This window comes from Aquabacterium sp. OR-4 (assembly GCF_025290835.2).
In the GTDB taxonomy this organism is placed as follows: Bacteria; Pseudomonadota; Gammaproteobacteria; order Burkholderiales; family Burkholderiaceae_C; genus Pseudaquabacterium.
Window position 1 is genome coordinate 2,210,751 of sequence record NZ_JAOCQD020000002.1, and the last position, 22,409, is coordinate 2,233,159.

The following is a 22,409-nucleotide window of genomic DNA, read 5'->3' on the forward strand; positions in this document are numbered from 1 at the left end:
GGCGGGCCGAGCGCCGGGCCGGCCACCGGCCAGAGGCCGATGGCCTTCGGCTGGCACAAACAGTCCGCAGGGACTGTTTGTGTCCGGCCTCAGTCCACCAGCCGGCCCGCCATCCCCTTGGGGGATCGGCCGGCGTACTCGCCGGACGAGAGACAGACATGACCAAGACCCACATCCTCGCCCTCGACCAGGGCACCAGCAGCTCGCGCAGCATCGTGTTTGACGGCCAGGGCCGCATCGTGGCCATGGCCCAGCGCGAGTTCCGCCAGATCTACCCGCAGCCCGGCTGGGTGGAGCACGACCCCGAGGAGATCTGGCAGACCCAGCTCGACACCGCGCGCGAGGCGCTGGCCAAGGCCGGCATCAGCGCCGCCGAGATCGCCGCCATCGGCATCACCAACCAGCGCGAGACCACCGTGGTGTGGAACCGCCGCACCGGCCAGGCCATCCACAACGCCATCGTCTGGCAAGACCGGCGCGGCGAGCCGCTGTGCGCGCAGCTGCGCGAGCACGGTCATGCTGAAGCCATCCGCGCCAGCACCGGCCTGGTGGTGGACGCGTACTTCTCGGCCAGCAAGATCCGCTGGATCCTCGACCACGTGAGCGGCGCGCACATCGCCGCCGCGCAGGGCGAGCTGGCCTTCGGCACGGTGGACAGCTGGCTGCTGTGGAAGCTGACCGGCGGCCATGTGCACGCCACCGATGTGAGCAACGCCGCGCGCACCATGCTGTTCGACGTGCGCCACAACACCTGGGACCACGAGCTGCTGAAGCTGCTGCACGTGCCCGACAGCCTGCTGCCGCAGGTGTTTGCGTCGTCGCACGTGTACGGCGAAAGCGTGGCCACGCTGCTGGGCGCGCCGATCCCGATCGCCGGCATGGCCGGCGACCAGCAAAGCGCGCTGTTCGGCCAGGCCTGTTTCTCGGCCGGCCTGGCCAAGAACACCTACGGCACCGGCTGCTTCATGCTGATGCACACCGGGCCGAAGTTCCAGCTCTCGGCCAACGGACTGATCACCACCAGTGCCGCCCAAGACAATGCCACGCCCCAATTCGCGCTGGAAGGCAGCGTGTTCATCGGCGGCGCGGTGGTGCAGTGGCTGCGCGACGGGCTCAAGGCCATCCAGGGCAGTGGCGAGGTGCAGGCCCTGGCTGAAAGCGTGCCCGATGCCGGCGGCGTGATGTTCGTGCCCGCCTTCACCGGCCTGGGCGCGCCCTACTGGGACGCCAACTGCCGTGGCGCCATCGTGGGCCTGACCCGCGGCAGCACGGTGGCGCACATCGCCCGCGCGGCGCTGGAGAGCATTGCCTTCCAGAGCGCCGCGCTGCTGCAGGCGATGTCGAAAGACGCGGTGGCGGCCGGTGGCGCCGCGGTGAGCGAGCTGCGGGTGGACGGTGGCGCCTGCGTCAACGACCTGCTGATGCAGTTTCAGGCCGACCTGCTGGGCATCCCCGTGGTGCGGCCCCAGGTCATCGAGACCACCGCGCTGGGCGCCGCGTACCTGGCGGGTTTGGCCACCGGCGTGTGGCGCGGCACCGACGAGCTGGCCGCGCTGTGGCAGGCCGAGCGCCGCTTTCATCCCACGCTGTCGCGGGAGCGGGCGGCCGAGCGCATGGCGGGGTGGGAGCGGGCGGTGCGGCAGACCACCGCGGGGTGAGTGTTTGCGGCCCTTCCGTCGGGCCGCCAGTTCTTCCCGACCGGTGGGCCGGGTGTTCCCATGGCTCCTTGCAGCGCGCCGGGATTTCGCCCCGGCGGGCGACCTACTTTCTCTTTCAGGCGAAAGAGAAAGTAGGCAAAGAGAAGCGCCTTCCAAACTTTCCGACACCACTGAGCATCTTGCTTGGTGCATCGAGGCGGGCGCCTCGCCCGCCCCGCGGGCTCGAACATAGCCAGCCGGATGCAGGTGTAGCCGGTCCCCGCGCGCGGGCCCCCCGGTCAAGACTTGCGGGCGCAGCGTGGTGTGGGCAGGTCTTGGTCTTGGTCTTGGTTTTGGTCAGTGCCAGTGCCAGTGCCAGGCCAACGCCCTTGCTCATGGCCCAGGCACTCTGTCGGTGGCACGGCCTGCCCACTTGCGGCGAGCAGCCAGAGCCTTCACAGATGAGCGGCCATGCCATCGGCGGCAACGTTTCCCAAGCCAAGCCCTGAGTCGGCAGCCTGTTCGAGCCCGCCGGGCGGGCGAGGCACCCGCCCCGATGATCGAGAAGCAGAACGGCGGTGTCGGAAAGTTCAATGCGCTTTCTTTGCCTACTTTCTTTTCGCGAAAAGAAAGTAGGTCGCCCGCCGGGGCGAACACCCGGCGCGCTGCAAGGAGCCATGGGAACACCCCAGCACCCGCCACCCATCCACCGCAGACCACAGACCACAGACCACAGTCTGCAATCCGCAACCAGCAGTCCGCATCAGTGCTGGTGATGCCCCCCAGCCGGCTTGCGCACCTGAACCTCGGCCCCCGCCGCCCCGGCAGCCACCCCGCCAGCGGGCACCGCAACCGCCGCCGAAGCCGCCGCCGGCAGCGCACCGGTCCATTCGTATGGCCGCGTGCCGGCCGGCGCCTCGTACCAGCCGGGATCGCTGTAGTCGCCTGGTTTCTGCCCCCGCCGCACCTTCAGCACGCTGAACATGCCGCCCATCGCCAGCGGCCCGAACGGCCCCTGGCCGGTCATCATCGGTGCGGTGTTCTCGGGCAGCGGCATCTCCATCTCGGCCATCTCGTGCATGCCGTGCTCGCCCATGGCCATGTAGTCGGGGATCAGCTTGCCCAGGCGCTCGGCCAGGTCGCGCTGCGGCACGCCGATCATCGTGGGCACGTTGTGGCCCATGGCGTTCATGGTGTGGTGGCTCTTGTGGCAGTGCAGCGCCCAGTCGCCCTCGGCGTCGGCGATGAACTCGATCTGCCGCATCTGGCCCACGCCGATGTCGGTGGTCACCTCGGGCCAGCGCGCGCTGCGTGGCACCGGGCCGCCGTCGGTGCCGGTCACCATGAACTCGTGGCCGTGCAGGTGGATCGGGTGGTTGGTCATGGTCAGGTTGCCGATGCGCAGGCGCACGCGGTCGCCCAGGCGCACGTTCAGGCTGTCGATGCCGGGAAAGATGCGGCTGTTCCAGGCCCACAGGTTGAAGTCGAGCATGGTCATCACCTTGGGCGTGGCGCTGCCGGGCTCGATGTCGAAGGCGTTGAGCAGAAAGCAGAAGTCGCGGTCGACCGGCTCGATCAGCGGATGCCGGCCCTTCGGGTGGGTGATCCACAGGCCCTGCAGGCCCATGGCCATCTGCACCATCTCGTCGGCATGCGGGTGGTACATGAAGGTGCCCGGCCGCTGCGCGACGAACTCGTAGACGAAGGTCTTGCCCGGCGGGATCACCGGCTGGGTGAGCCCGGCCACGCCGTCCATGCCGTTGGGCAGGCGCTGGCCATGCCAGTGCACGGCCGTGGGCTCGGGCAGGCGGTTGGTGACGAACAGGCGCACGCGGTCGCCCTCCACCACCTCGATGGTCGGGCCGGGGCTCTGGCCGTTGTAACCCCACAGCCGGGCGGTGAAGCCGGGCGTCATCTCGCGGCGCACGGGTTCGGCCACCAGATGGAACTCCTTGACGCCCTGGTTCATGCGCCAGGGCAGGGTCCAGCCGTTGAGCGTGACCACCGGGTTGTAGGGGCGGCCGTCGTGCGGGCGCAGCGGCGGCTGGGTGGCCGCGCTGGCTTGTTGATGGGCCTCGGGCAGCGCGGCCAGCGCGCTGCGGGGCACGGCCAGGGTGCTGGCGGCCAGCGCAGTGGCGGCGCCGCCGCTGCGGCCGAGAAACAGGCGTCGGGAAACCATGGGGTTCGCTCCGGATGGGTGTTGGGTTCTGGGCGCCATCGCCGGCAGCCTGGGGAGGCGGTGGGGGGGGATGGCTTCGGGCTGGATTCGGGCTGGGCGTGGGCTGGGCGCGGCAGGGGCCGCGGTCAATGGCCCGCCGCGTCGGGCGTGGCAGCGGGCACGGCAGCGGCCGCGCTGGCGCCCGTTGCCGAGGCCAGCATGGGCCGGCCCACGCGGGCTGCGTCCAGCTCGATGTCGGCCAGCCAGAAATCGCGCTGGGCTTCGAGGGCGGCGCTCACGCCGGCGATCTGCGCACGCGCATCGGCCAGCAGCTCGAACACGCCGACCAGCATGCCGTTGTAGCGCAGCAGCATCTCCTGGCCGATGCGCGCCTTCAGCGGCACCAGGGCGTCGCGGTGGTGGCGGGCGATGTCCCAGGCGCTGCGGTAGTGGCCCCAGGCCTCGTGCAGCTCGCTGCGCGCATCCTGCGCCACGGCGGCCACGCGCAGCACGGCCTGGCGCTGGCGGTGCTCGGCGGCGGCCAGGCGCGCGTCGCCGCTGTCAAAGATCGGCAGCTCCAGGCTCAGTTCGAAGCCGCGCTGCGTCGGCGCCTCGTTGCTGCCGTTGTGCACCACGCCCAGCTCGAGCACGTTGAGCCAGCGCGTGGCTTGGGCCAGACCCAGGGTGCCCGACAAGGCCTCGGCCTCGGCGCGCGCGGCCTGCAGGTCCAGGCGCTCGTCCAGCGCGGCGCGGGCCAGGTCGGGCAGCGCGCGCGCCTGGGCCGGCAGCGGCGGCAGGCGCTCGGGCAGTTGCAGCTGCTGGCGCTGCGCGGCGTCCAGCGCCAGCAGGCGCAGCAGGCGCTCGCGGCTGGCGTCGCGCTGCTGCGTGGCGCGGGCCAGGCCCAGTTGCGCATCGGCATGAAAGGCCTGCTCGCGCGCACGCTGCAGGGCCGACCAGTTGCCGGCCTGCTGCATGCGCCGCGCCAGTTCGGCGCCGGCATCGGCGGCATCGAGCACTTGGCGGGCGTACAGCAGCTGCTCCTGGGCGGCCACCGCGCGCACCCAGGCGCGGCGGGTGTCGGCGGCATGGGCCAGCAGATCGGCCGCCACCTGGGCCTGCAGCTGGGCCTGCTGGCGGCGGCCGGCCTCGCGCAGCCAGGGCTGGGCCAGCCAGCGCGCCAGATCCACATGCAGGCCGCGCTCGTACTCACGCTCGTCGCCACGCAGCAGGCGCGCAAAGCTGACGCCGGGGTTGGGCAGACGCGTGGCCTGCACCGCCCGGGCATCGGCAATGGCCAGGTCGTGCAGGCGGGCGCGCAGGCCGCGGTGCTGAACCAGCGCCAGCTGCACCGCGGCCTCGGCCGTCAGCGGCCGGGCCAGCAAGGCCTGGGCACGCTCGGCGATGGCCGCCGCCTCGCCGTCGGGCGCTATGGCCGCTGGCGCCAGGGCCGGCAGCTCGGCGCCGGTGTGGCGGCGCACGGTGTCGGCCACCGGGCCCAGGCCGGCATCGGGGGCCAGCGTGGCGCAGCCGCTGAGCAGGCCGATGGCAGCCAGGCAGCCCAGGGTGGCCCAGGGGCCCGGACGGGAGATGGAAGGGGATCGACGCATGGCAGCCTCGAAAAAGCACGCCGGCACGGCGCGCGGGAGAACACGGTGGGATGCGAGACGCAGCGCGGCCTGCGGGTGCCGCAGCCGCGGTGGCGGTGATCAGCCGCGCGGTGGCCGCTCGATGCCGTCGGTGACCCAGGGCGCCACGGCTGGCGTGGTGCGCTGCTGCGGCGCCGCTGCGGGCAAGGGCAGGCGCGGCGCCAGGAGCCACACAGCGGGTGGCGCCGTGCCGTGGCCGCAGCAGGCGGCGCAGGCCGTGCAGCCGGCATGCTGGGCGGCATCGGGGCTGCTGCTGTCGTGCGCCACCGCGGCCGCGTCGTGGCAGGCCGGCAGGGCCTGCGCATCGTGCTGGGCCGTGGACGCTGCGCCGTGCGCCGCCTGCGCAAGCTGCAGCATCGCCCCGGGCGGCGCGGCCGGCCGGCCCATGCCGACGGCGCCAGGCACACCGTGCAGCCAGGCCACCGCCGCCAGTCCCTGCAGGGGCAGGGCCAGCGCCAGCAGGCACAGACAGCACAAGCGCAACAGACGCAACAGACGCGACATGGCCGGCACTCTAGCGCAGCGTGCTGCAGGCAGCTTGGCCGGGGTCAAGCCGCGCGAAGCTGACAGGCGGCGCAAGGGCGACAGGCGCTGCCCGGGCGGCCACCGACAATGGCCCGATGCGCGACACCCCCGACGAACACCCGCGGCTCGAAGGAGCCAGCAATTTCCGCGACCTGGGCGGCTATGCCGGCCAGGACGGCCGGCCACTGCGGCACCGGCAGCTCTACCGCTCCGACCACCTGGCCGGGCTGAGCCTGGCCGACCGCGAGGCCCTTGCCGCACTGGGCCTGGGCCGCGCGCTCGATTTTCGCGGCGTGGCCGAGCGCGCTGCCGCGGCCTACGATCTGCCGGGCCTGACCCAGCATGCGCTGAGCATCGAGCCCACCGTGGTGCAGCAGATGCAGGCGCTGGTGGCCTCGGGCCAGGCGCTCGATGTGCCGACCGTCACCGCGCTGATGCAAGACCTTTACCGCCGCCTGGTGAACGACCAGTCGCACCGCTTTGCCGAGCTGTTTGCTCACCTGCTCGACGAGACCGACACCCGGCCGCTGGTGTTTCACTGCACCGCCGGCAAAGACCGCACCGGCCTGGCCGCGGCGCTGATCCTGCTGGCCCTGGGCGTGTCGCGCGAGCGCGTGCTGCACGACTACCTGCTGACCAACGAGCGCTACCGCTTCGTGCCGGGCGAGCACCCCGAGATCCCGCGCGACTCGCTGATGGTGCTGTGGCGCGTGCAGCAGAGTTTTCTGGAGGTCGCGCTGCAGACCATCGATGCCGACCACGGCGGCCTCGCGCGCTACCAGGCCGAGCGCCTGGGCCTCACGCCGGCGGCGCTGCGCACGCTGGCGGCGCGCTACCTCGAGCCGGCCTGACCGGTCTGATCGCCCTGATTGACCTGATCGCCCTGATCGGCCCGGCCGGCGCACACCGCGCCGCGGCTCAGCGCCAGGCGCGTGGGTCAACCTGGTACAGGTCGGCCAGCTCGCGGTAGGCCGCGGGCGCCTCGTCGGCCAGGGCCTGCGGCTGCTCGAAGAACAGCTCGGTGAGCACCGCAAACAGCTCGGCCATGTCGCTGGCGGCGTAGCTGCCGATCAGCGCCGAGGGCTGCACCTGCAGCCGTGCGAACAGGCCGCCCATCACCGCGTCCCAGCGCCGGCGCGCCGCGGCACCGGGGCGCCAGGGCCGGCCATCGGCGCTGCCGTGGTGCTGGTCGATCTGGTGCGCAAACTCGTGCAGCACCACGTTGCGGCCGTCGTCGGGCAGGGCCGCGCCGTCGCGCACATCGGCCCACGACAGGATCACCTGGCCCTGCTGCCAGCTTTCGCCGGCCAGCACCTGGCGCTGGTCCTGCACCACGCCGCCGGGCGCCGCGCGCACCCGGTCGACCACAAACGCGCCGGGATACACCAGCACCCGCTGCAGCGTGGGAAAACACGGCGCCTGCGCCTCGCCCAGCAGCAGCAGGCAGGCCTGGGCGGCGATGCTCACGCGCACCTCGTCGTCCACCGGCTGGCCCTGGCAGCCGACGAAGGCCTTCTCGGCCACGAAGACCTGGATGTGCCCTTCGAGCCGCCGCCGCAGCGGATAAGGCAGCCGCGCCACCGCCGGCACGCGCCGGCGCAGGATGCGCCGCCAGGCCGCCGGAAACGGCTGCGCACGCAGCCGCGCCTGGCGCCGCGCCACCCAGCGCGGCTGCAGCAGCAGCGCGGCGCTGAACACCAGGCCCAGCAGCAGCAAGGCGCCGAGGGAGAGCATCGCGGCAGTGTCCATGCACTGCAGATGCGGTGCGCGGCGGCGGGTTCAATCCCCCTTGAACAAGGCCCGCGGGGCGCCTGCCCCAGGCTGGCTAAGATGCGCGCGCCATGCGCCAACCTCCACGCCCGTGCCGTCGCCACCGCCTTTGCCAAGGCCTTCGCTGCCTTGCCCTGCTGGCCACGGCCGCCACGCTGGCGGCCTGCAGCACGCCGGCCCTGCTGGGCGGTGCGCCGCCCCTGCCCAGCTTTGCCAGCGAGCGCTTCGACCGCAGCGCGCCCTTCGCGCGGCGCTTTGCCGGCCAGCCCGAGGCCTTGTGCGAGGCCGCGCGCCGCGCGCTGCTGAGCCAGGGCTACATGATCACCGGCCATGAGCGCCTGGGCCTGAGCGGGCGCAAGTTCTTCCAGCCGCAGCGCGACGCGCATGTGCAGCTGGCCATCAGCGTGTCCTGCGCCGACGAGGTGGCCGATGCCCAGCGCGGCACCGTGTACGTGACCGCCTGGCAGGACCAGTTCGTCATCAAGCGCAACCCCAGCCATGCCAGCGTGGGCGTGAGCGCCTTCGGCTCGATCTCGCTGCCGCTGAGCGCCAGCGAAGACTCGCTGGTCAAGGTGGGCATCGAGACGATCAGCGATGCGGCGTTCTACGAGCGCTTCTACGGGCTGCTGGGCGCGGTGCTGGCGGCGGGCGTCACCGCACCGGCGGCCACCGCAACACCCTCCACCGCACCGGCAGCCACCGCAACACCTTCCGCCGCCGCGGCGCCGCCCTCAACCCCCGCCGGCCGCTGAGCCCGGCCTGGCGGCCACCAGCCCCGGGCGCATCAGGTCGAGCGTGGCCATCGTCAGGCGCAGGGCCCGGGGCTCGGCGGCCGGCGCCAGCCCGGCCCCGGCGGCGGCCAGATCGCCCACCACCACGGCGCGCAGGCGCTCGGGCGTCCAGTGGCTGCGCGCAAAGGCCGCCACCTGCTCGGACGTGACGGCCAGGATCTCGGGCACGGTGCGCTGCAGGTCGGCCAGCGGCCGGCCCTGGCTCCACTGGCTGGCGGCCAGCGCGGCCAGGCCGCCGGTGGTGTCGAGCCGGCGCGCAAAGCTGCCCACCAGCGTGGCCTGGCGCGCGGCCAGCTCCGCCGGCGTGGGCGGCTCGGCGGCCAGGCGGGTGATCTCGCCGCGCAGCAGGGCCAGGGCTTCGGCGGCGGTCTTGTGGTCGGTCTGCGTGCGCGCGGCCAGCATGCCGCCGGGCGGCTGGCTCTCGCTGTCGGCAAAGGCGCCGTAGCTCAGGCCGCGCTTGATGCGCACCTCCTGGTTCAGCCGCGCCGAGTAGCCGCCGCCCAGTACCGCGCCGGCCACCTGGGCCACGCGGCGCTGCGCGTCGCCGCTGGCCACAAAGGGCGCGGCCACGGCCACGCCGCTCTGGCCGGCGCCGGGCATGTCCAGCAGCACCAGCGGCGCCGCCAGCGGTGCCGGTGCGCTGGCCGCGGCCGGCGGCGCCAGGGCCGGCGCCGCGCCGCGCCAGTCGCCCAGCAGGCGCTGCGCCAGGGCCTGGGCCTCGTCGGCCGTGATGTCGCCGGCCAGCACCAGTGCGGCCTGCTCGGGCCGGTACCAGCGCGCATGAAAGTCGCGCAGCGCCGCCACCGTGAGCTTTTGCAGTGCTGCCGGCGCGGCCACGGCGCCATAGGGCGACTCACCCCACCAGGCGCGGCGCAGCAGCAGGCCCGACAGCGCCGCGGGGTCCTTGAAGCTGACGCGCAGGCCGTCCAGCGCCTGGGCGCGCGCACGCTCCAGCTCGTCGGCGGCCAGCAGCGGCTGGCGCATCACGTCGGCCATCAGCGCCAGCGCGGCCTCGAGCTTGGGCCGGGTGACGGTCATCGCCAGGCTGCTGCTGCGCCAGCCGCTGGCGGCATCGAGCGCGCTGCCCAGCGATTCGGCCTGCTGGGCCAGCACCGTGGCCGATACCGGCCGGCCGCCGCGGCGCGTGCCCTTGGCCAGAAGCGTGGCGGTCATGGCGGCCACGCCGGGCTGGCCGGGCGCGTCGGCCTCGGCGCCCACGCGCAGCAGCAGCATGGCGCTGACCAGCGGCAGCCCGGGCAGCGGTGCGCTGATCACGCTCAGGCCATTGGCCAGCTGCGCCTGCTGCAGCGGCGGCACCTGCACCGGGCGCGGCGGCAGTGGCTCGGGCGGGGCGTCGATGCCCGGCGTGGCGGCCTGGCCGGCCAGCGGCAGCCACAGCGCGCCGGCCTCCATCAGCCCGGGGCCCAGGCCCAGTGTGGCGCGCAGCAGCGCGCGGCGCTGGTTCATCCAGGGGTGGCCGGTCACGGTGCGGCTCCTTGCAGATAGTCGATGGTGACGCGGCGCTGGCCGAGCACATGCTGGCGCAGGACGCGCTGCACATCGGCGGCGCCCACGGCCTGCAGCCGGGCCAGGCTGCGGTCGGCCTCGCGGGCATCGCCGTGCAGCAGCACGGCCTGGCCGATGGCGCCGGCCAGGCCCTGCGGTGTCTGCCGGCCCAGCAGCGCGGCGGTGACCAGCTGGGTGCGCACCTTGTCGAGCTCGGCCGGCGCGATGGGGCCGCTGGCCAGGCGCTGGATCTGCGCCAGCAAGGCCTTCTCGAGCGTGCGCAGCGACTGCCCGCTGGCCGCGATGGCATAGGCCGCCAGCATGCCGGCGTCGGCATGCAGCTCGGTGGCAAAGCCGGCCGCCTGGGCGGCCTGCGCGCGGTACACCAGGGCCTCGTTCAGGCGCGACGAATCGCCGGCCGAGAGCAGCGCCGAGGCGATCTCCAGCGCCGCGGCATCGGCATGGCTGGCGCGCGGGCCCTTCCACAGCAGGGCCACCGCGGGCAGCGGCACGTTGGGGGCGGTGAGGGTGACGCGTGCATCGCGCGCGCGCGGCGGCTCCTGCACCGCCACGCGCGGCACCGGCGTGGCCGGCGCCTGGAGCGGGCCGAAGTAGCGGTCGATCCAGGCGTCGAGCTGCGGCGCATCAAAGTCGCCGGCCACGATCAGCAGCGCGTTGTCGGGGCGGTAGTAGGTGGCGTGGAAGCGGCGCACGTCGTCCAGCGTGGCGGCGTTGAGATCGGCCTCGCTGCCGATCACCGGTCGCTGGTAGGGATGCCGCTCATAGGTGTGGGCCGCCAGCGCATTGAACAGGCGGCCGTAGGGATCGGCCAGCACGCGCTGGCGCAACTCTTCGATCACCACCTTGCGCTCGCTGTCGAAGTTGGCCTGGTCGACGGTGAGGTGGGCCATGCGCTCGGCCTCGGCCCACAGCAGGCGCTCGAGGTGGTTGCTGGGCACCTCGCTCTGGTAGGCCGTCATGTCCTCGGCGGTGAAGGCGTTGTTCTGGCCGCCCACATCCTCGGTCAGGCGGTCGAACATCTCGTTGGGCATGTGGCGCGTGCTCTTGAACATCATGTGCTCGAACAGGTGCGCAAAGCCCGAGCGGCCGGCCGGATCGTCCTTGCCGCCCACGCGGTACCAGACCTGCACGCTGACCACCGCGCCGCGGTGCGGCACGCTCACCACCTGCAGGCCGTTGGCCAGCCGGCGCTCGCGCAGCGGCAAGGGCGCCAGGCTCACCGCAGCCGCCGCGGCGGCCGTGGTGGTGGCCGCGGTGGCGTTGGCGTTGGCGGGCAGCGCCCAAGCAGGCATGGCCGGCAGCACGCCCAGGGTGCCCAAGGCGCCCGAGGCCAGCAGCGCGGCGTGCCGGCCCAGCCATTGGCGGCGGGTGGCCCCGGCCGGGCGATGCGGGCCGGACGGTGGGCGAAGGATCGAGAAGGCCGTAGGGTGCATGCGCAGATCATCGCCGATCAAGCCACACCCGCCCCCCGCGCGCGGCAGGATGCCGATGGCAGCCGGCCACTGGCAGACTCGTGGTGCTGCGTGTGTGCCGCGGCCAGGCCCGCGGTGTGTGTTTGCAGCGGCCAGGCCCGCTGCGGGGCGGCGCACGCGCTGCCGGGCTGCTGACACTGCGCTGTCAGCAGCCCCCGGGCAGCATCGGGGCCTGCGCGGTGCACAGGGCCCGCGCAACCCACCCACCCAGGAGAAGAGCATGCAATTCGGCTACACCATCGTTTATGTGCGCGACGTCAAGGCGTCGCTGAGCTTCTTTGAACAAGCTTTCGGCCTGCAGCGCGGCTTCGTGTCCGAGGGCGCCGAGTTCGGCACGCTGGCCACCGGCAGCACCGCGCTGGCCTTTTGCAGCCACGAGATGGCGCGCGACAGCGTGGGCCACGACTACGTGGCCGCCGAAGAATCGGCGCGCCCGCTGGGCATGGAGGTGGGCCTGTGCACCGACGACGTGCCCGCCGCCTGCCAGCGCGCGGTGGCCGCCGGCGCCACGCTGCTGAACCCGCCCAAGACCAAGCCCTGGGGCCAGACCGTGGCCTACGTGCGCTGCCCCGACGGCACGCTGGTCGAGCTGTGCACGCCGATGGGCTGAGCGGCCGCGCCGTCGTACCCGCCATGACCGCCCCCATCCTGAACCTGGCCGAGCTGCGCCCCGAAGCGCGCCCGGCCGACTGGGCGCCGCCGGGCAAGCTCGGCCAGCGCATCGAGGCCCGCATCGCGCGGCTGACGCCCGGCCTGGGCCTGCGCCACCTGGGCTGCGGCCTGGTGGAGGTGCCGCCGGGCCGGCAGGCCTTCCCGCTCCATGGCCACCGCCACAACGACGAGCTGTTCATCATCCTGTCGGGCAGCGGCCTGCTGCGCCATGGCCGCGACCGCCAGCCGGTGCGCGAGGGCGACGTGATCGGCTGCCCGGTGGGCGATGCCCACAGCGCCCATGCCCTGCTCAACACCGGCAGCCAGACACTGCGCTACCTGGCGCTGAGCAGCCAGCACACGCCCGAGATCTGCGACTACCCCGACAGCGGCAAGTTCGGCGTGTTCGACGGCGAGGGCGAGGGCGAGGCCGAGTTTTTCCACCTGGCGCGGCCCGAGGACGGGCGCGACTACTGGGACGGCGAGTAGCCGCTCCCCGGCCACGATGCGCCGCGCCGACCGCCTGTTTGCCCTGGTGCAGCTGATCCGTGGCCGGCGCCTGTCCACCGCCGCGTGGCTGGCCCAGCGGCTGGAGGTGTCGCTGCGCACGGTGTACCGCGACGTGGCCGACCTGCAGCACCAGGGCGTGCCGATCGAGGGCGAGGCCGGCGTGGGCTACCGCATGCGCGCCGGCTTCGACCTGCCGCCGCTGATGTTCAGCACCGACGAAGCCCGCGCCCTGGTGGCCGCCGTGCGCCTGGCCCAGCCGCGGCTGGATGCCGAGCTGGGCGCGGCGGCCGAGGCCGCGCTGGGCAAGATCCTGGCGGTGCTGCCGCCGGCCACGCGGGCGGCGGCCGAGGCGCTGGCGCTGTATGCGCCCGATGTGGCGCTGGACCCCGCCACCCGCGCCCGGCTCACCGTGCTGCGCGGCGCCATCGAGGGCCGCAACAAGCTGCGCTTTGCCTACCGCGACCTGAAGGACGCCGACAGCCGGCGCACCGTGCGGCCGCTGGGCTGCTTCTTCTGGGGCCAGGTCTGGACGCTGGCCGCCTGGTGCGAGGCGCGCAGCAGCTTCCGCAGCTTTCGCGTCGACCGCATCGGCGAGCTCACCGTGCTGGACGAGCGTTTTCGCGACGAGCCCGGCCGCACGCTGGCCGATCTGCAACGGCGTTATGCCGACGACGCCGGCTGACACACCCGGCCCTTATGCTCGGCGCGGTTCATCGTGCCGGGCAGGGAGGCCCATGCTGCAACAACGATTCACGGGCGTCGGCGTGCGCCGCGCTGGCGCCAGGGCCAGGGCTGGGGCCGGCCTGGCCCGCCGGGTGGTGTGGGAACCGCTGTCCAGGCGGGTGTTCGGGCCGGCGTTCAGGCGCTGGTTCGGGCTGGCCTGCGGGCTGGGCACCGCACTGGCCGTGCCGGTGCAGGCCGCCGACCTGCTGCCGGCCGAGCGTTTTTTCCAGCATCCGCAGGTGCTGGCGGCGCAGCTTTCACCCTCGGGCCGCCAGGTGGCGGTGACCAGCGCCATCGGCACCGACACCGTGCAGCTGCTGGTGCTGGATGTGGCCAGCGACGCGCCGCCGCGCCGCGTGGCGGGCTTTCGCGATGCCGACATCGTCGATGTCACCTGGGCCAGCGACACGCGGCTGCTGTACTCGGTGCGCGACCTGGCTGCCGGCAGCGGCCGTGATCTGTTCGTGGGCGCCGGCCTGATGGCGGTCAACGCCGACGGCAGCGACGCCCAGGTGCTGGTGCGCCGCCGGCCCGGCCCGGTGGCCGCTGTGGGCGATGTGCGGCGCGACCGCGCGCTCTCGGTCGATCACCGGCTGCTGTGGGTGCCCGCCGCGTCGCGGCCCGGCCCCGCAGCGGCAGACACCACGCCGGGCGGCAGCCGCGACGCCAGCCCGCCACTGGCCGGCCAGGTGGTGGTGGGCCACCTGCGCCGCGGCCGCGACGGCCAGCCGCTTGTGCAGCCGCTGTGGCTGGACACCCGCAGCGGCCTGACCCGCGAGATGAATCTGGACGGCGCGCCGCCCGAGGTGCTGCACTGGTGGTTCGACAGCCAGGGCACGCCGCGCGTGGCCCGCACCGAGCGCGACGGCCGGGCCACGCTGCACTGGCGCGGCCCGGCCGATGCCGGCTGGCGCGTGCTGGTCGAGGCGCCGGTCCTGCAGATGCCCTTCGAGCCGCTGGCCGTGGCCGACGACGGCACGCTGTACCTGCGCCATGACGCCGGCCCGCGCGGCGAAGCGGTGCTGGGCACCTACGACCCCGCGCGCCAGGCCCCGGCCGCCACACCGCTGCTGCACTGGCCGGGCTATGACGTGGGCCACCAGATGCTGCGCGATGCCGGCAGCGGCGCGCTGCTGGGCCATCGCGGCGAGGCCGAGCGCGAGCGCAGCCACTGGTTCACGCCACGGCTGCAGCGCCTGCAGCAGCAGATCGACGCAGCGCTGCCCGAGCGCGTGAACAGCATCGACTGCCGCCGCTGCGAGGCCGACGATCTGGTGGCCCTGGTCAGCAGCCACAGCGACCGCGACCCCGGCCAGCTCTACCTCTACACCGCCGCCACCGGGCAGATGCAGCACCTGGGCCCGCGCATGGGCGGCATCGACCCGGCGGCCATGGCCCGCGTGCAGCTGCACCCGATCCGCGCCCGCGACGGCCTGCCGCTGCCGGTCTGGCTCACCGTGCCGGCCGGCGCCACGCCCGGCCGCGCGCTGCCGGCCGTGGTGCTGGCCCACGGTGGGCCCTGGCTGCGTGGCGGCCACTGGCGGTGGGAGCCGATGGCGCAGTTTCTGGCCTCGCGCGGCTGGCTGGTGATCAGCCCCGACTTCCGCGGCTCCACCGGCTATGGCCAGGCCCACCTGCGTGCCGGCTTCCGCCAGTGGGGCCGCGCCATGCAGGACGACCTGGCCGATGCGCTGCGCTGGGCCCGGCGCGAGGGCCTGGCCGGGCCGCAGGCCTGCATCATCGGCGGCAGCTACGGCGGTTATGCCACGCTGATGGGCCTGGTGCGCGACGCCGACCTGTACCGCTGCGGCGCCGCCTGGGCCGCGGTGAGCGAGCCGCTGCTGCTGCTGCAAAGCCCGTGGTGGCTGGTGGACGACAGCAACGAGGCGCTGCGCCGCCACCGCCTGCCCGACCTGATCGGCGACGCCGAACAAGACGCCGGGATGCTGGCCGCCGCCTCGCCGCTGCGCCAGGCCGCGCACATCCGGGCGCCGCTGCTGCTGGCCCATGGCGGGCTGGACCGCCGCGTGCCGCCCGTCCATGCCCAGCGCCTGCGCGAGGCCCTGGGCGCCGCCGGCCACCCGCCCGAATGGCTGCTGTACGACGACGAGGGCCACGGCTGGCGGCGCACCGACCACCGGGTGGACTTTGCGCAGCGGCTCGAGGTTTTTCTGCGCCGGCATCTGGACACGCCCGTGCGCTGAACGGCCACGCGCGGCCGCGGGCCGGCCAGAAGCTCAGGCTGCCGGCGGGTGTTTGGCCACGCGGTAGTGCCACCAGGGCAGCGCCTGGGTCAGCGACAGCACCTCGCCGCTGTGCCAGGGCGCATAGCCCGGCAGCCCGGCCAGCGTGGCCTGCCAGGCCGGGCTGGCCAGGGCCTCGCGCAGCTTGCGCACGGCCGGGTGCTCGAGCGCGTCCTTCAGGCACACCAGAAAGTAGTCTTCGTCGAGCAGGGGCACGAAGTCCAGCCCGAACTGCCGCGCCGCGGCCGCCAGGCCGGGGCCCACGTCGGCCTGGCCGCTGGCCACCGCGGCGGCCACCGCCACGTGGCTGTCCTCGGGGGTGTCGTGCCAGCCGCGGAGGCTGGCGGCCTCGAGGCCCAGCTCGTCCACCAGGTGGTCCAGCAACAGCCGCGTGCCCGAACCGGCCTGGCGGTTGACGAATCGCGCCGCGCTGCCGCTGATGTCGGCCAGGCCGCGCAGGCCCAGCGGATTGCCGGGCGACACCATCAGGCCCTGGGTGCGGCGCACGCAGCCGATCAGCTTGTGCACGCCGGGCTGCAGCAGCGGCTTCATCACCTTCGAGAACAGTGCCGAGCCGGCCGGCAGCGGCGGCACATGGAAGCCGGCCACCAGGCAGCGGCCCTGGGCCAGTGCGGTCAGCGCGTCCACGCTGCCGGCAAAGCGCAGCTCGATGTGCAGGCGCTGGGCGCTGCTGGCCAGCTCGCGCAGCTGCGGCAGGGCCAGGTCGTGGCTGGCCAGGATGGGCAGCACATGCTGATCACCGTCCAGCGCCTCGTCGAGCACCCGCTCGAGCTCGGCACGCAGCGCCTCGATGTGCGGCGTGAGCCGGGTGCGCGCGCGGGTCTCGGCCCACAGCAGGCGGTCGGCAAAGGGCGTCAGACGCGCCGGCTGGCCCTGCACCCAGGTGAGCAGGGGTTCGCCCAGCGTCACCTCCCAGCGCTTGAGCGCGCCCCACACATGGCGGTAGCTGGCGCCCAGGGCCTTGGCGGCATGCTGGATCGAGCCGTGCTCGCGCACCGCGCTGAGCAGCTCGAACAGCGGGTTGTGCAGGGCCGCGCCGCGCTGGTCGGTGGCTTCAAAGCTGTATTGCAGGTGGACGCCGCGGGACTTCATCAGAGCTCGAACAAAAAGACGTGCCGGCCGGTGCCGGACCGGGCGCGACGATAGCGCACGCCGGGTGGGTGCACCGGCGCACCGGCGCACCGGCGCACGGGGTCTAGGCTTGCAGGCGCCGGCGCACCAGCTGGATGTGGCTGCGCAGCGCATACAGCGCGTCGGTGTGCGACAGCGGCACCATCACCGCGCTGACGCGCTGCTCGATCGCGTCCAGCTCGGCCAGCAGCTCGGCCGCGGGGCGCTGGCCCTGCGCCGCCTCCACCGCGCGCAGCCGCGCGTACCAGCGGAACACGCGCGAGCGGATGCGGAACTCGTAGATCGGCGGCAGCACGCGCGACAAGGGGATCAGCACCGCCACGATGGCCAGCAGCACCACCCACATGCGGTCGGCCAGGTTGGCCAGCCAGAACGGCAGCCAGCGCTGCAGCCAGGGTGTGCCGCTGCGGTAGAAGCGTTGCGCCTCGGGCGCCAGCGGCCGCTCGGTGTCGGCGGCGTTCGGAAACTCGCCCTTGCGCTGAAACCAGCCGGCGCCGCCGTGCACCTGCTGCGCCGCCTGCATGAACAGCTGCACCAGCGCCGGGTGCAGCGATTCGCGCGCCACCAGCGTGGCGGTGGGGGCCACCAGGTGCATGTCGGTGGCCGGCAGGTCGGCGGCCAGATCGGCCACGCCGCGCGGCAGCAGCACCGGGTTCAAGAAGGGCAGGCGCCGCGCATAGGCCTCGCTCTGGGCCAGATCGAGCAGGCGGATGCCGGGCGTGCGCAGCAGCATCTGCACCATCGGCGCCTCGGGCGCGGTGGCCAGGGCCAGGGCGTCGAGCCGGCCCTCCAGCAGCTCCACCACCGCCGGCGTGGTGGCCAGGTTCGACAGCTGCACCGCCTGCGGCGCCAGGCCGTTGAGCGACAGCAGCCGGGCCATCAGCGGCGGCACGCCGCTGCCCGCGGCGCCGACGTTCAGCGTCCAGCCCTGCAGCTGCACCAAGCGCGTGGGCAGCACGCCGCGGCCCAGCCGGCGCTGCGCCGCAGCCTCGCGGTAGAACAGCCACACCGGCTCATGGAACATGCGGCCCAGCGAGACCAGGCCGTCCTCGGGCCGGCCCGCGGCGTCGGCGGCGGGCTGGCCGGGTGCCGGCGCCAGCTCGTCGGCGCCGCCCTGCACGAAGGCGATGTCGACGCCCGAGCCGGCCTCGCGCAGCAGCGCCAGGTTCTCGGCCGCGCCCTGGGTGGCGCGCAGCGTCACGCGGATGCCGTGGCGGCGCAGCTGCTCGGCATAACGCTGGCCGAACTCGGCATAGGCGCCCTGCGCAATGCCGGTGGCCAGCACCACCTGGCGCGGCGGCGCCGGATCGAGCCAGCGGTAGGCCAGCGCCACCAGCAGCAGGCCCAGCAGCACGAAGGGCCCAAAAGTCAGTGCCAGCTCACGCAGCGCCGACGGGGCCGCCCAGGCCGGCAGCGCGGCACGCGGTCGGCTGCGCTCTGGCGGGGTGGCGGGCGGCGGCATGCGGCCATGCTAACTGGCGCCCTGCCGGCGGCCTGGCCGACGAAGCGCCTGGCCACCGCGGCGGCGCAGCGGGCTGGGGTCTACTGCGCCATCTCGCCAGTGCCCAGGGTCAGGCCCTGGGCGTTGGCCGCCGACAGCGTGGCCAGCGCCGAGGTGGCGGCGGCGGCCGAGACGGCGGCGGCCGCCATCTCCTGCGGCGGCGCCATCGGCGCGGCCGCGGCCGCCGGTGCCGATGCCGGTGCCGGCCAGGCGCGCTGCGGCACGGTGTCGAAGGCCGAGCGGTGGCGCGCCTGCCACTCGGCGCGGGTGATGCCGAACTCCTCCAGCAGCACCTTGTGGCCGGCCTCGTGGTCGCGCAGCACCAGGTCCAGCGGATGCAGGCCGCACAGGCGCATCAGCTGGCACGAAGGCTTGTTCTCGGGCGAGGCGGCCCCGATCAGCATGTCCACATTGCTCAGCGCAAAGGCCGCCGAGACGCACAGCCGCCCCAGCTCGAGGCTGTAGCGCCCGTGCCAGAAACGGTCATGTGTCCAGATGCCCATTTCTACCGCCCCAGGCCGGGTGGCGTGCGGCAGAAAGCGGAACAGCGAGATCCAGTCTCCAGTTTCCTTGACCACCGCCGATATGCCAGCCAGACGGCCTTTGCGGGCCGCCTCGACGATCACGGACATGCGGTCCAGCACATCGCGCTCGGCTTCGGGCTGCGACCACAACAGATGCTGGTTGAACAGGGGATTGCGGCTGGCGTGGTACAGCGGCCACGCATCGCTCAAGGCCACCGGCCTGAGGGCAATGCGGCGGCTGTGCGCGCGCTCGAGTTCGAGCGCCAGCTGGTGAAAGTCGAAGTTCATGGGCCGGCGTGTCCGTCAGGTGCGAGGGGCGAAACCCGTCGCATGGGCACGGTCGGCAGCGTTTGGATCATCACGAAGTAGGTACTGCATGCGTCGCGACGAGATGGGTTGGATGTTGGAGTCTGTCGACGCGATGGCGTTGGACCATCTGCTGGGTCAGGCCGGGGAGGCCGTGATCCATGTCGACGATCAGTGGATCGTAAGGTTCTGTAACCAGGTCTATCTGCAGAATATCGGACTGTTGCGACACCAAGTTCTCGGCCGCACACCGTTCGAGTACCAGCCGGGCTTCGAGCGCTCGATCTTTTTCACCTGCATCGACACCTGCCGGCGCGAGCGCAAGCCCGCGTCGCGCATCGGCTATTCCACGATCCTCAAGCGCTGGCTGATGGTGCGGGTGTTTCCCTGCGAGGGCGGCACCATGATGCTGGCCAACGACGCCTCCGAGAGTGTTGTGCGCCAGCATCAGCTGGCCCAGCGCGCCACCCAGGACGAGCTGACCGGCCTGCCCAACAAGCTGCAGCTGGTGGAGGTGCTGGGCTCGCGCAGCGCCGCCGATGCGCCGCTCAGCCTGGCCGTCATCGGGCTGGACCGCTTTCGCCAGGTGATCGACGCACGCGGCTATGCCGGCGGCGACATGGCCATCCTGGAGATGGCCTCGCGCCTGCAATCGGCCACCCTGCCCGACGAGCAGCTGTTTCGCCTGACCGGCCACGAGTTCGCGCTGCTGCTGCCCGAGGGCCCCGGCGTGGACGAGCGGCTGGCCACGCTGGCCGCGCGCTGCGCCATGCCGGTGGTGCTGGAGGGCACGATGTTCGTGCTGGGCGCCACCGTGGGCCTGGCGCGCGCCGAGGCCGTCAGCAGCGACGGCGCCGACAGCGCCGAGCAGCGCATCAAGCATGCCGCGCTGGCGCTGCGCCATGCCAAGAAGGTGCGCCGCGGCGGCGTGCTGGCCTATGAGCCGGCCCTGGAAGCCGCCACGCAGCAGCGCGCCGGGCTCGAGACCGAGCTGCGCGCGGCCATCGAGCAGCAGCAGTTCACGCTGGTGCTGCAGCCCAAGGGCCGGCTCGACAGCGGCCATGTGGTGGGCGCCGAGGCGCTGATCCGCTGGCAGCACCCCGAGCGCGGCATGATCTCGCCGGCCGAGTTTCTGCCGCTGGCCGACGAGTGCGGGCTGATGCTGCGCATCGACCAGCTGGTGCTGGAGATGGCCGTGCAGCAGGTGGCGGCGCTGCGCGCGCTGGATCTGGCCATGCCGGTGAGCATCAACCTCAGCGTCGACTCGCTGGCCGACCCCACGCTGGCGCTGCGGGTGCAGACGGCGCTGGCCAGCGCCGGCCTGCCGCCGGTGCTGCTGGAGGTGGAGGTGCCCGAGGGCGCGGTGATGAAGGACGTGGACACCAGCGCGCAGGTGCTGTCCTCGCTGGGCGCCATGGGCGTGGCCATCAGCATCGACGACTTCGGCACCGGCTACTCGTCGTTCGCGTACCTGGCGCGTTTTCCGGTGCATGCGCTCAAGATCGACCGCTCCTTCGTGGCCGACATGCAGCGCAACGGCGCCAGCCTGAAGATCGTGCGCGCCATGGTGCGCCTGGCGCACTCGCTGCAGATGCAGGTGGTGGCCGAAGGCGCCGAGACCGACACCGAGATCGAGCTGCTGCGCCGCATGCGCTGCGACCTGGTGCAGGGCTACGGCTACGGCCGGCCGATGCCGCTGGACCGCTTCATCGACTTTGCCCGCAGCCACCGACCGCAGTCGCTGGAGCCAGCCATGCCGGACCCGATGGTGGTGTGAGGCCCGGTCAGGCCGCCGCGGCCGGCGGCCGCGGCAAGGCCGCCCAGCGCGGCAGCAGGGCGGCCACGCCCAGCGCCAGCAGGGCGAACACGCCGTGGCTGGCGGCGCCAGCCTGGGCCAGCGCCGGCGCGGCAGGGGCCTCGCCGGCCAGCGTGAAGTACAGCGTGCCCACCAGGGCCACGCCCAGCGCATTGCCGAACCACTGCACGCTGCCCACCAGGCCCGAGGCCAGGCTTTGCTGGCCGGCCGGTGCCACGCCCATGGCCCGCGCGATCAGCGGGCCCATCACCAGGCCCATGCCCAGGCCGGCCAGCACCATCGGCAGCAGCAGCCAGGCCAGCGCCTGCTGCGTGGCCAGGGCCAGGGCCAGCAGGGCATGCCCGGCCGCCAGCACCCAGGTGCCGGCGGCCAGCAGGTCACCCGGCCAGCGCGCGGCCAGGCGCCGCGCACCGAAGTTGCTGGCCAGAAAGCCCGCCACCATGGCGCTGAACACCAGGCCGGCCCAGTGCGGCGGCAGCCGGTACTGGCTTTGCAGCGTCAGCGAGAAGATCAGCATGAACGAGGCCACGCTGGCATAGAAGGTGAGCACCGTGACCAGGGCCGTGGCAAACCGCGGCGTGAACACCGCCGGGCTCACCAGCACCGCCCCGCCGCTGGCCGCCAGGCGGCGCTGGCGCGCGACAAACAGTACCAGCCCCACGGCCCCCAGCGCCGCCGGCAGCAGCAGCCACGGCGCCCCGTGCTGGCGCCGGCCCTCGATCAGCGGCAGCATCAGCGCCACCACGGCCACGGCCAGCAGCAGCACGCTGGTCACATCGATGCGCTGCGCCACGCCGGCCGGGCCGCGGTAGCCCCGCAGGCGCCAGGCCACGCCGCTGGCAAACAAGGCACTCAGCACGAACTCGGCGCGCCAGCCCAGGCCGGCCGGATCGAGCGCGATCAGCGCGCCGCCCACCAGCTGGCCCAGGCCCGAGCCCAGGCCCAGCGCCGCGCCATACCCGGCAAAGGCGCGCTCGCGTTCGCCGGCCTGCGGCAGCCGGCCGATCAGCGCCAGCACCTGGGGCGAAAGCAGCGCCGCGCTGAGGCCCTGCAGGGCGCGCGCGCCGATCAGCTGCCAGGGCCCCTGGGCCACGGCGCAGCCCAGCGCCGCCATGCCGAACAGGCCCATGCCGGCACGAAAGGCGCGCAGCGGGCCCAGCCGTTCACCGAGCCGGGCACCGGCCACCAGCGTGGCACCGAACATCACGCCGAACACGGCCACGCACCATTGCAGCTGGCTGGGCGTGGCCTGCAGCGCCTCACGGATCGACGGCAACGCGACACTGATCGCGAAGAAGTCGAAGGTGATCAGAAAGGTTCCGGCAAGCAGCAGGGCGGTCATGGGCGACGGTACGGCACGTGGGCGGATCCACCCGCACCGGCGTGGCCGCCGGGCAGTGTAGCGGCGCACCCACGGCAAGCACCCACGGCAAGCAGCCACGGCAAGCAGCCGCTGC

18 protein-coding genes are annotated in these 22,409 nt (G+C 73.5%); 8 read left to right on the plus strand and 10 right to left on the minus strand.

Going from position 1 to position 22,409, the window contains the following annotated elements:
* The first annotated feature begins 158 nt into the window (after positions 1-158).
* Complete coding sequence (glpK, locus tag N4G63_RS21875) at positions 159-1,658, plus strand: glycerol kinase GlpK (protein WP_260786789.1); 1,500 nt, start codon at positions 159-161, stop codon at positions 1,656-1,658.
* Positions 1,659-2,400: 742 nt separating this feature from the next.
* On the opposite strand, the gene N4G63_RS21880 is transcribed toward glpK, so the two are convergent.
* The 3 genes from N4G63_RS21880 to N4G63_RS21890 all read right to left on the minus strand — a co-directional run bounded on the left by N4G63_RS21880 (position 2,401) and on the right by N4G63_RS21890 (position 5,945).
* Complete coding sequence (locus N4G63_RS21880; protein WP_314600199.1) at positions 2,401-3,816, minus strand: multicopper oxidase family protein; 1,416 nt, start codon at positions 3,814-3,816, stop codon at positions 2,401-2,403.
* A gap of 125 nt (positions 3,817-3,941) precedes the next feature.
* Entirely contained in the window at positions 3,942-5,402 is a 1,461-nt protein-coding gene (locus N4G63_RS21885; RefSeq protein WP_260786787.1) for a TolC family protein, read from the minus strand.
* Positions 5,403-5,501: 99 nt separating this feature from the next.
* Positions 5,502-5,945, minus strand: a complete 444-nt coding sequence (locus N4G63_RS21890) for a hypothetical protein (protein WP_260786786.1) — start codon at positions 5,943-5,945, stop codon at positions 5,502-5,504.
* Between the two features lie 116 nt (positions 5,946-6,061).
* Here N4G63_RS21890 and N4G63_RS21895 point away from each other — a divergent pair, with 116 nt between their 5' ends.
* Entirely contained in the window at positions 6,062-6,817 is a 756-nt protein-coding gene (locus tag N4G63_RS21895) for a tyrosine-protein phosphatase (RefSeq protein ID WP_260786785.1), read from the plus strand.
* Between the two features lie 67 nt (positions 6,818-6,884).
* Here N4G63_RS21895 and N4G63_RS21900 read toward each other — a convergent pair whose 3' ends face one another.
* Positions 6,885-7,700: a M90 family metallopeptidase gene (locus N4G63_RS21900; RefSeq protein WP_314600200.1), complete on the minus strand. Its 816-nt coding sequence runs from the start codon at positions 7,698-7,700 to the stop codon at positions 6,885-6,887.
* A 107-nt stretch (positions 7,701-7,807) separates the two neighbouring features.
* Here N4G63_RS21900 and N4G63_RS21905 point away from each other — a divergent pair, with 107 nt between their 5' ends.
* A complete protein-coding gene (locus N4G63_RS21905; protein WP_260786784.1) occupies positions 7,808-8,488 on the plus strand; it encodes a DUF2242 domain-containing protein in 681 nt (226 codons plus the stop codon).
* On the opposite strand, the gene N4G63_RS21910 is transcribed toward N4G63_RS21905, so the two are convergent.
* The gene (locus tag N4G63_RS21910; RefSeq protein ID WP_260786783.1) at positions 8,468-10,012 is read right to left on the minus strand and encodes a M16 family metallopeptidase; all 1,545 of its coding nucleotides are present in this window, start codon (positions 10,010-10,012) and stop codon (positions 8,468-8,470) included. The genes N4G63_RS21905 and N4G63_RS21910 overlap by 21 nt on opposite strands.
* Positions 10,009-11,487: a M16 family metallopeptidase gene (locus tag N4G63_RS21915; RefSeq protein WP_260786782.1), complete on the minus strand. Its 1,479-nt coding sequence runs from the start codon at positions 11,485-11,487 to the stop codon at positions 10,009-10,011. Before N4G63_RS21915 ends, N4G63_RS21910 begins: the two co-directional genes overlap by 4 nt.
* Before the next feature lie 259 nt (positions 11,488-11,746).
* On the opposite strand from N4G63_RS21915, the gene N4G63_RS21920 reads away from it, so the two are divergent.
* The 4 genes from N4G63_RS21920 to N4G63_RS21935 are packed head-to-tail and all read left to right on the plus strand — an operon-like array spanning position 11,747 to position 15,614.
* Positions 11,747-12,136: a VOC family protein gene (locus tag N4G63_RS21920; protein ID WP_260786781.1), complete on the plus strand. Its 390-nt coding sequence runs from the start codon at positions 11,747-11,749 to the stop codon at positions 12,134-12,136.
* A gap of 23 nt (positions 12,137-12,159) precedes the next feature.
* Positions 12,160-12,666, plus strand: a complete 507-nt coding sequence (locus N4G63_RS21925) for a cupin domain-containing protein (protein WP_260786780.1) — start codon at positions 12,160-12,162, stop codon at positions 12,664-12,666.
* Between the two features lie 16 nt (positions 12,667-12,682).
* Positions 12,683-13,369, plus strand: a complete 687-nt coding sequence (locus tag N4G63_RS21930; RefSeq protein ID WP_260786779.1) for a helix-turn-helix transcriptional regulator — start codon at positions 12,683-12,685, stop codon at positions 13,367-13,369.
* A gap of 52 nt (positions 13,370-13,421) precedes the next feature.
* Positions 13,422-15,614 carry an alpha/beta hydrolase family protein gene (locus tag N4G63_RS21935; protein ID WP_314600201.1) on the plus strand — a complete coding sequence of 731 codons (2,193 nt, stop codon included), beginning with the start codon at positions 13,422-13,424 and terminating at the stop codon, positions 15,612-15,614.
* A gap of 33 nt (positions 15,615-15,647) precedes the next feature.
* Here N4G63_RS21935 and N4G63_RS21940 read toward each other — a convergent pair whose 3' ends face one another.
* The 3 genes from N4G63_RS21940 to N4G63_RS21950 form a co-directional block, all read right to left on the minus strand.
* Complete coding sequence (locus tag N4G63_RS21940) at positions 15,648-16,766, minus strand: substrate-binding domain-containing protein (RefSeq protein ID WP_260786776.1); 1,119 nt, start codon at positions 16,764-16,766, stop codon at positions 15,648-15,650.
* Positions 16,767-16,869: 103 nt separating this feature from the next.
* The gene (locus N4G63_RS21945) at positions 16,870-18,267 is read right to left on the minus strand and encodes a TAXI family TRAP transporter solute-binding subunit (protein WP_260786775.1); all 1,398 of its coding nucleotides are present in this window, start codon (positions 18,265-18,267) and stop codon (positions 16,870-16,872) included.
* Between the two features lie 80 nt (positions 18,268-18,347).
* The gene (locus N4G63_RS21950; RefSeq protein ID WP_260786774.1) at positions 18,348-19,118 is read right to left on the minus strand and encodes a GNAT family N-acetyltransferase; all 771 of its coding nucleotides are present in this window, start codon (positions 19,116-19,118) and stop codon (positions 18,348-18,350) included.
* A 241-nt stretch (positions 19,119-19,359) separates the two neighbouring features.
* Between N4G63_RS21950 and N4G63_RS21955 the strand changes: the two genes are divergently transcribed.
* Positions 19,360-20,913 carry a putative bifunctional diguanylate cyclase/phosphodiesterase gene (locus N4G63_RS21955; protein WP_314600202.1) on the plus strand — a complete coding sequence of 518 codons (1,554 nt, stop codon included), beginning with the start codon at positions 19,360-19,362 and terminating at the stop codon, positions 20,911-20,913.
* A 7-nt stretch (positions 20,914-20,920) separates the two neighbouring features.
* Here the strand turns inward: N4G63_RS21955 and N4G63_RS21960 are convergent, their stop codons facing one another.
* Positions 20,921-22,294, minus strand: coding sequence for an MFS transporter (locus tag N4G63_RS21960; RefSeq protein ID WP_260786772.1), 1,374 nt, complete (start codon positions 22,292-22,294; stop codon positions 20,921-20,923).
* Positions 22,295-22,409 lie beyond the last annotated feature (115 nt).

Bases quoted from the DNA above. Each gene is read 5' to 3' on its own strand.
- glpK (WP_260786789.1), top strand. From the start codon at position 159: ATGACCAAGACCCACATCCTCGCCCTCGACCAGGGCACCAGCAGCTCG.
- N4G63_RS21880 (WP_314600199.1), bottom strand. From the start codon at position 3,816: ATGGTTTCCCGACGCCTGTTTCTCGGCCGCAGCGGCGGCGCCGCCACT.
- N4G63_RS21885 (WP_260786787.1), bottom strand. From the start codon at position 5,402: ATGCGTCGATCCCCTTCCATCTCCCGTCCGGGCCCCTGGGCCACCCTG.
- N4G63_RS21890 (WP_260786786.1), bottom strand. From the start codon at position 5,945: ATGTCGCGTCTGTTGCGTCTGTTGCGCTTGTGCTGTCTGTGCCTGCTG.
- N4G63_RS21895 (WP_260786785.1), top strand. From the start codon at position 6,062: ATGCGCGACACCCCCGACGAACACCCGCGGCTCGAAGGAGCCAGCAAT.
- N4G63_RS21900 (WP_314600200.1), bottom strand. From the start codon at position 7,700: ATGCTCTCCCTCGGCGCCTTGCTGCTGCTGGGCCTGGTGTTCAGCGCC.
- N4G63_RS21905 (WP_260786784.1), top strand. From the start codon at position 7,808: ATGCGCCAACCTCCACGCCCGTGCCGTCGCCACCGCCTTTGCCAAGGC.
- N4G63_RS21915 (WP_260786782.1), bottom strand. From the start codon at position 11,487: ATGCACCCTACGGCCTTCTCGATCCTTCGCCCACCGTCCGGCCCGCAT.
- N4G63_RS21920 (WP_260786781.1), top strand. From the start codon at position 11,747: ATGCAATTCGGCTACACCATCGTTTATGTGCGCGACGTCAAGGCGTCG.
- N4G63_RS21925 (WP_260786780.1), top strand. From the start codon at position 12,160: ATGACCGCCCCCATCCTGAACCTGGCCGAGCTGCGCCCCGAAGCGCGC.
- N4G63_RS21930 (WP_260786779.1), top strand. From the start codon at position 12,683: ATGCGCCGCGCCGACCGCCTGTTTGCCCTGGTGCAGCTGATCCGTGGC.
- N4G63_RS21935 (WP_314600201.1), top strand. From the start codon at position 13,422: ATGCTGCAACAACGATTCACGGGCGTCGGCGTGCGCCGCGCTGGCGCC.
- N4G63_RS21940 (WP_260786776.1), bottom strand. From the start codon at position 16,766: ATGAAGTCCCGCGGCGTCCACCTGCAATACAGCTTTGAAGCCACCGAC.
- N4G63_RS21945 (WP_260786775.1), bottom strand. From the start codon at position 18,267: ATGCCGCCGCCCGCCACCCCGCCAGAGCGCAGCCGACCGCGTGCCGCG.
- N4G63_RS21950 (WP_260786774.1), bottom strand. From the start codon at position 19,118: ATGAACTTCGACTTTCACCAGCTGGCGCTCGAACTCGAGCGCGCGCAC.
- N4G63_RS21960 (WP_260786772.1), bottom strand. From the start codon at position 22,294: ATGACCGCCCTGCTGCTTGCCGGAACCTTTCTGATCACCTTCGACTTC.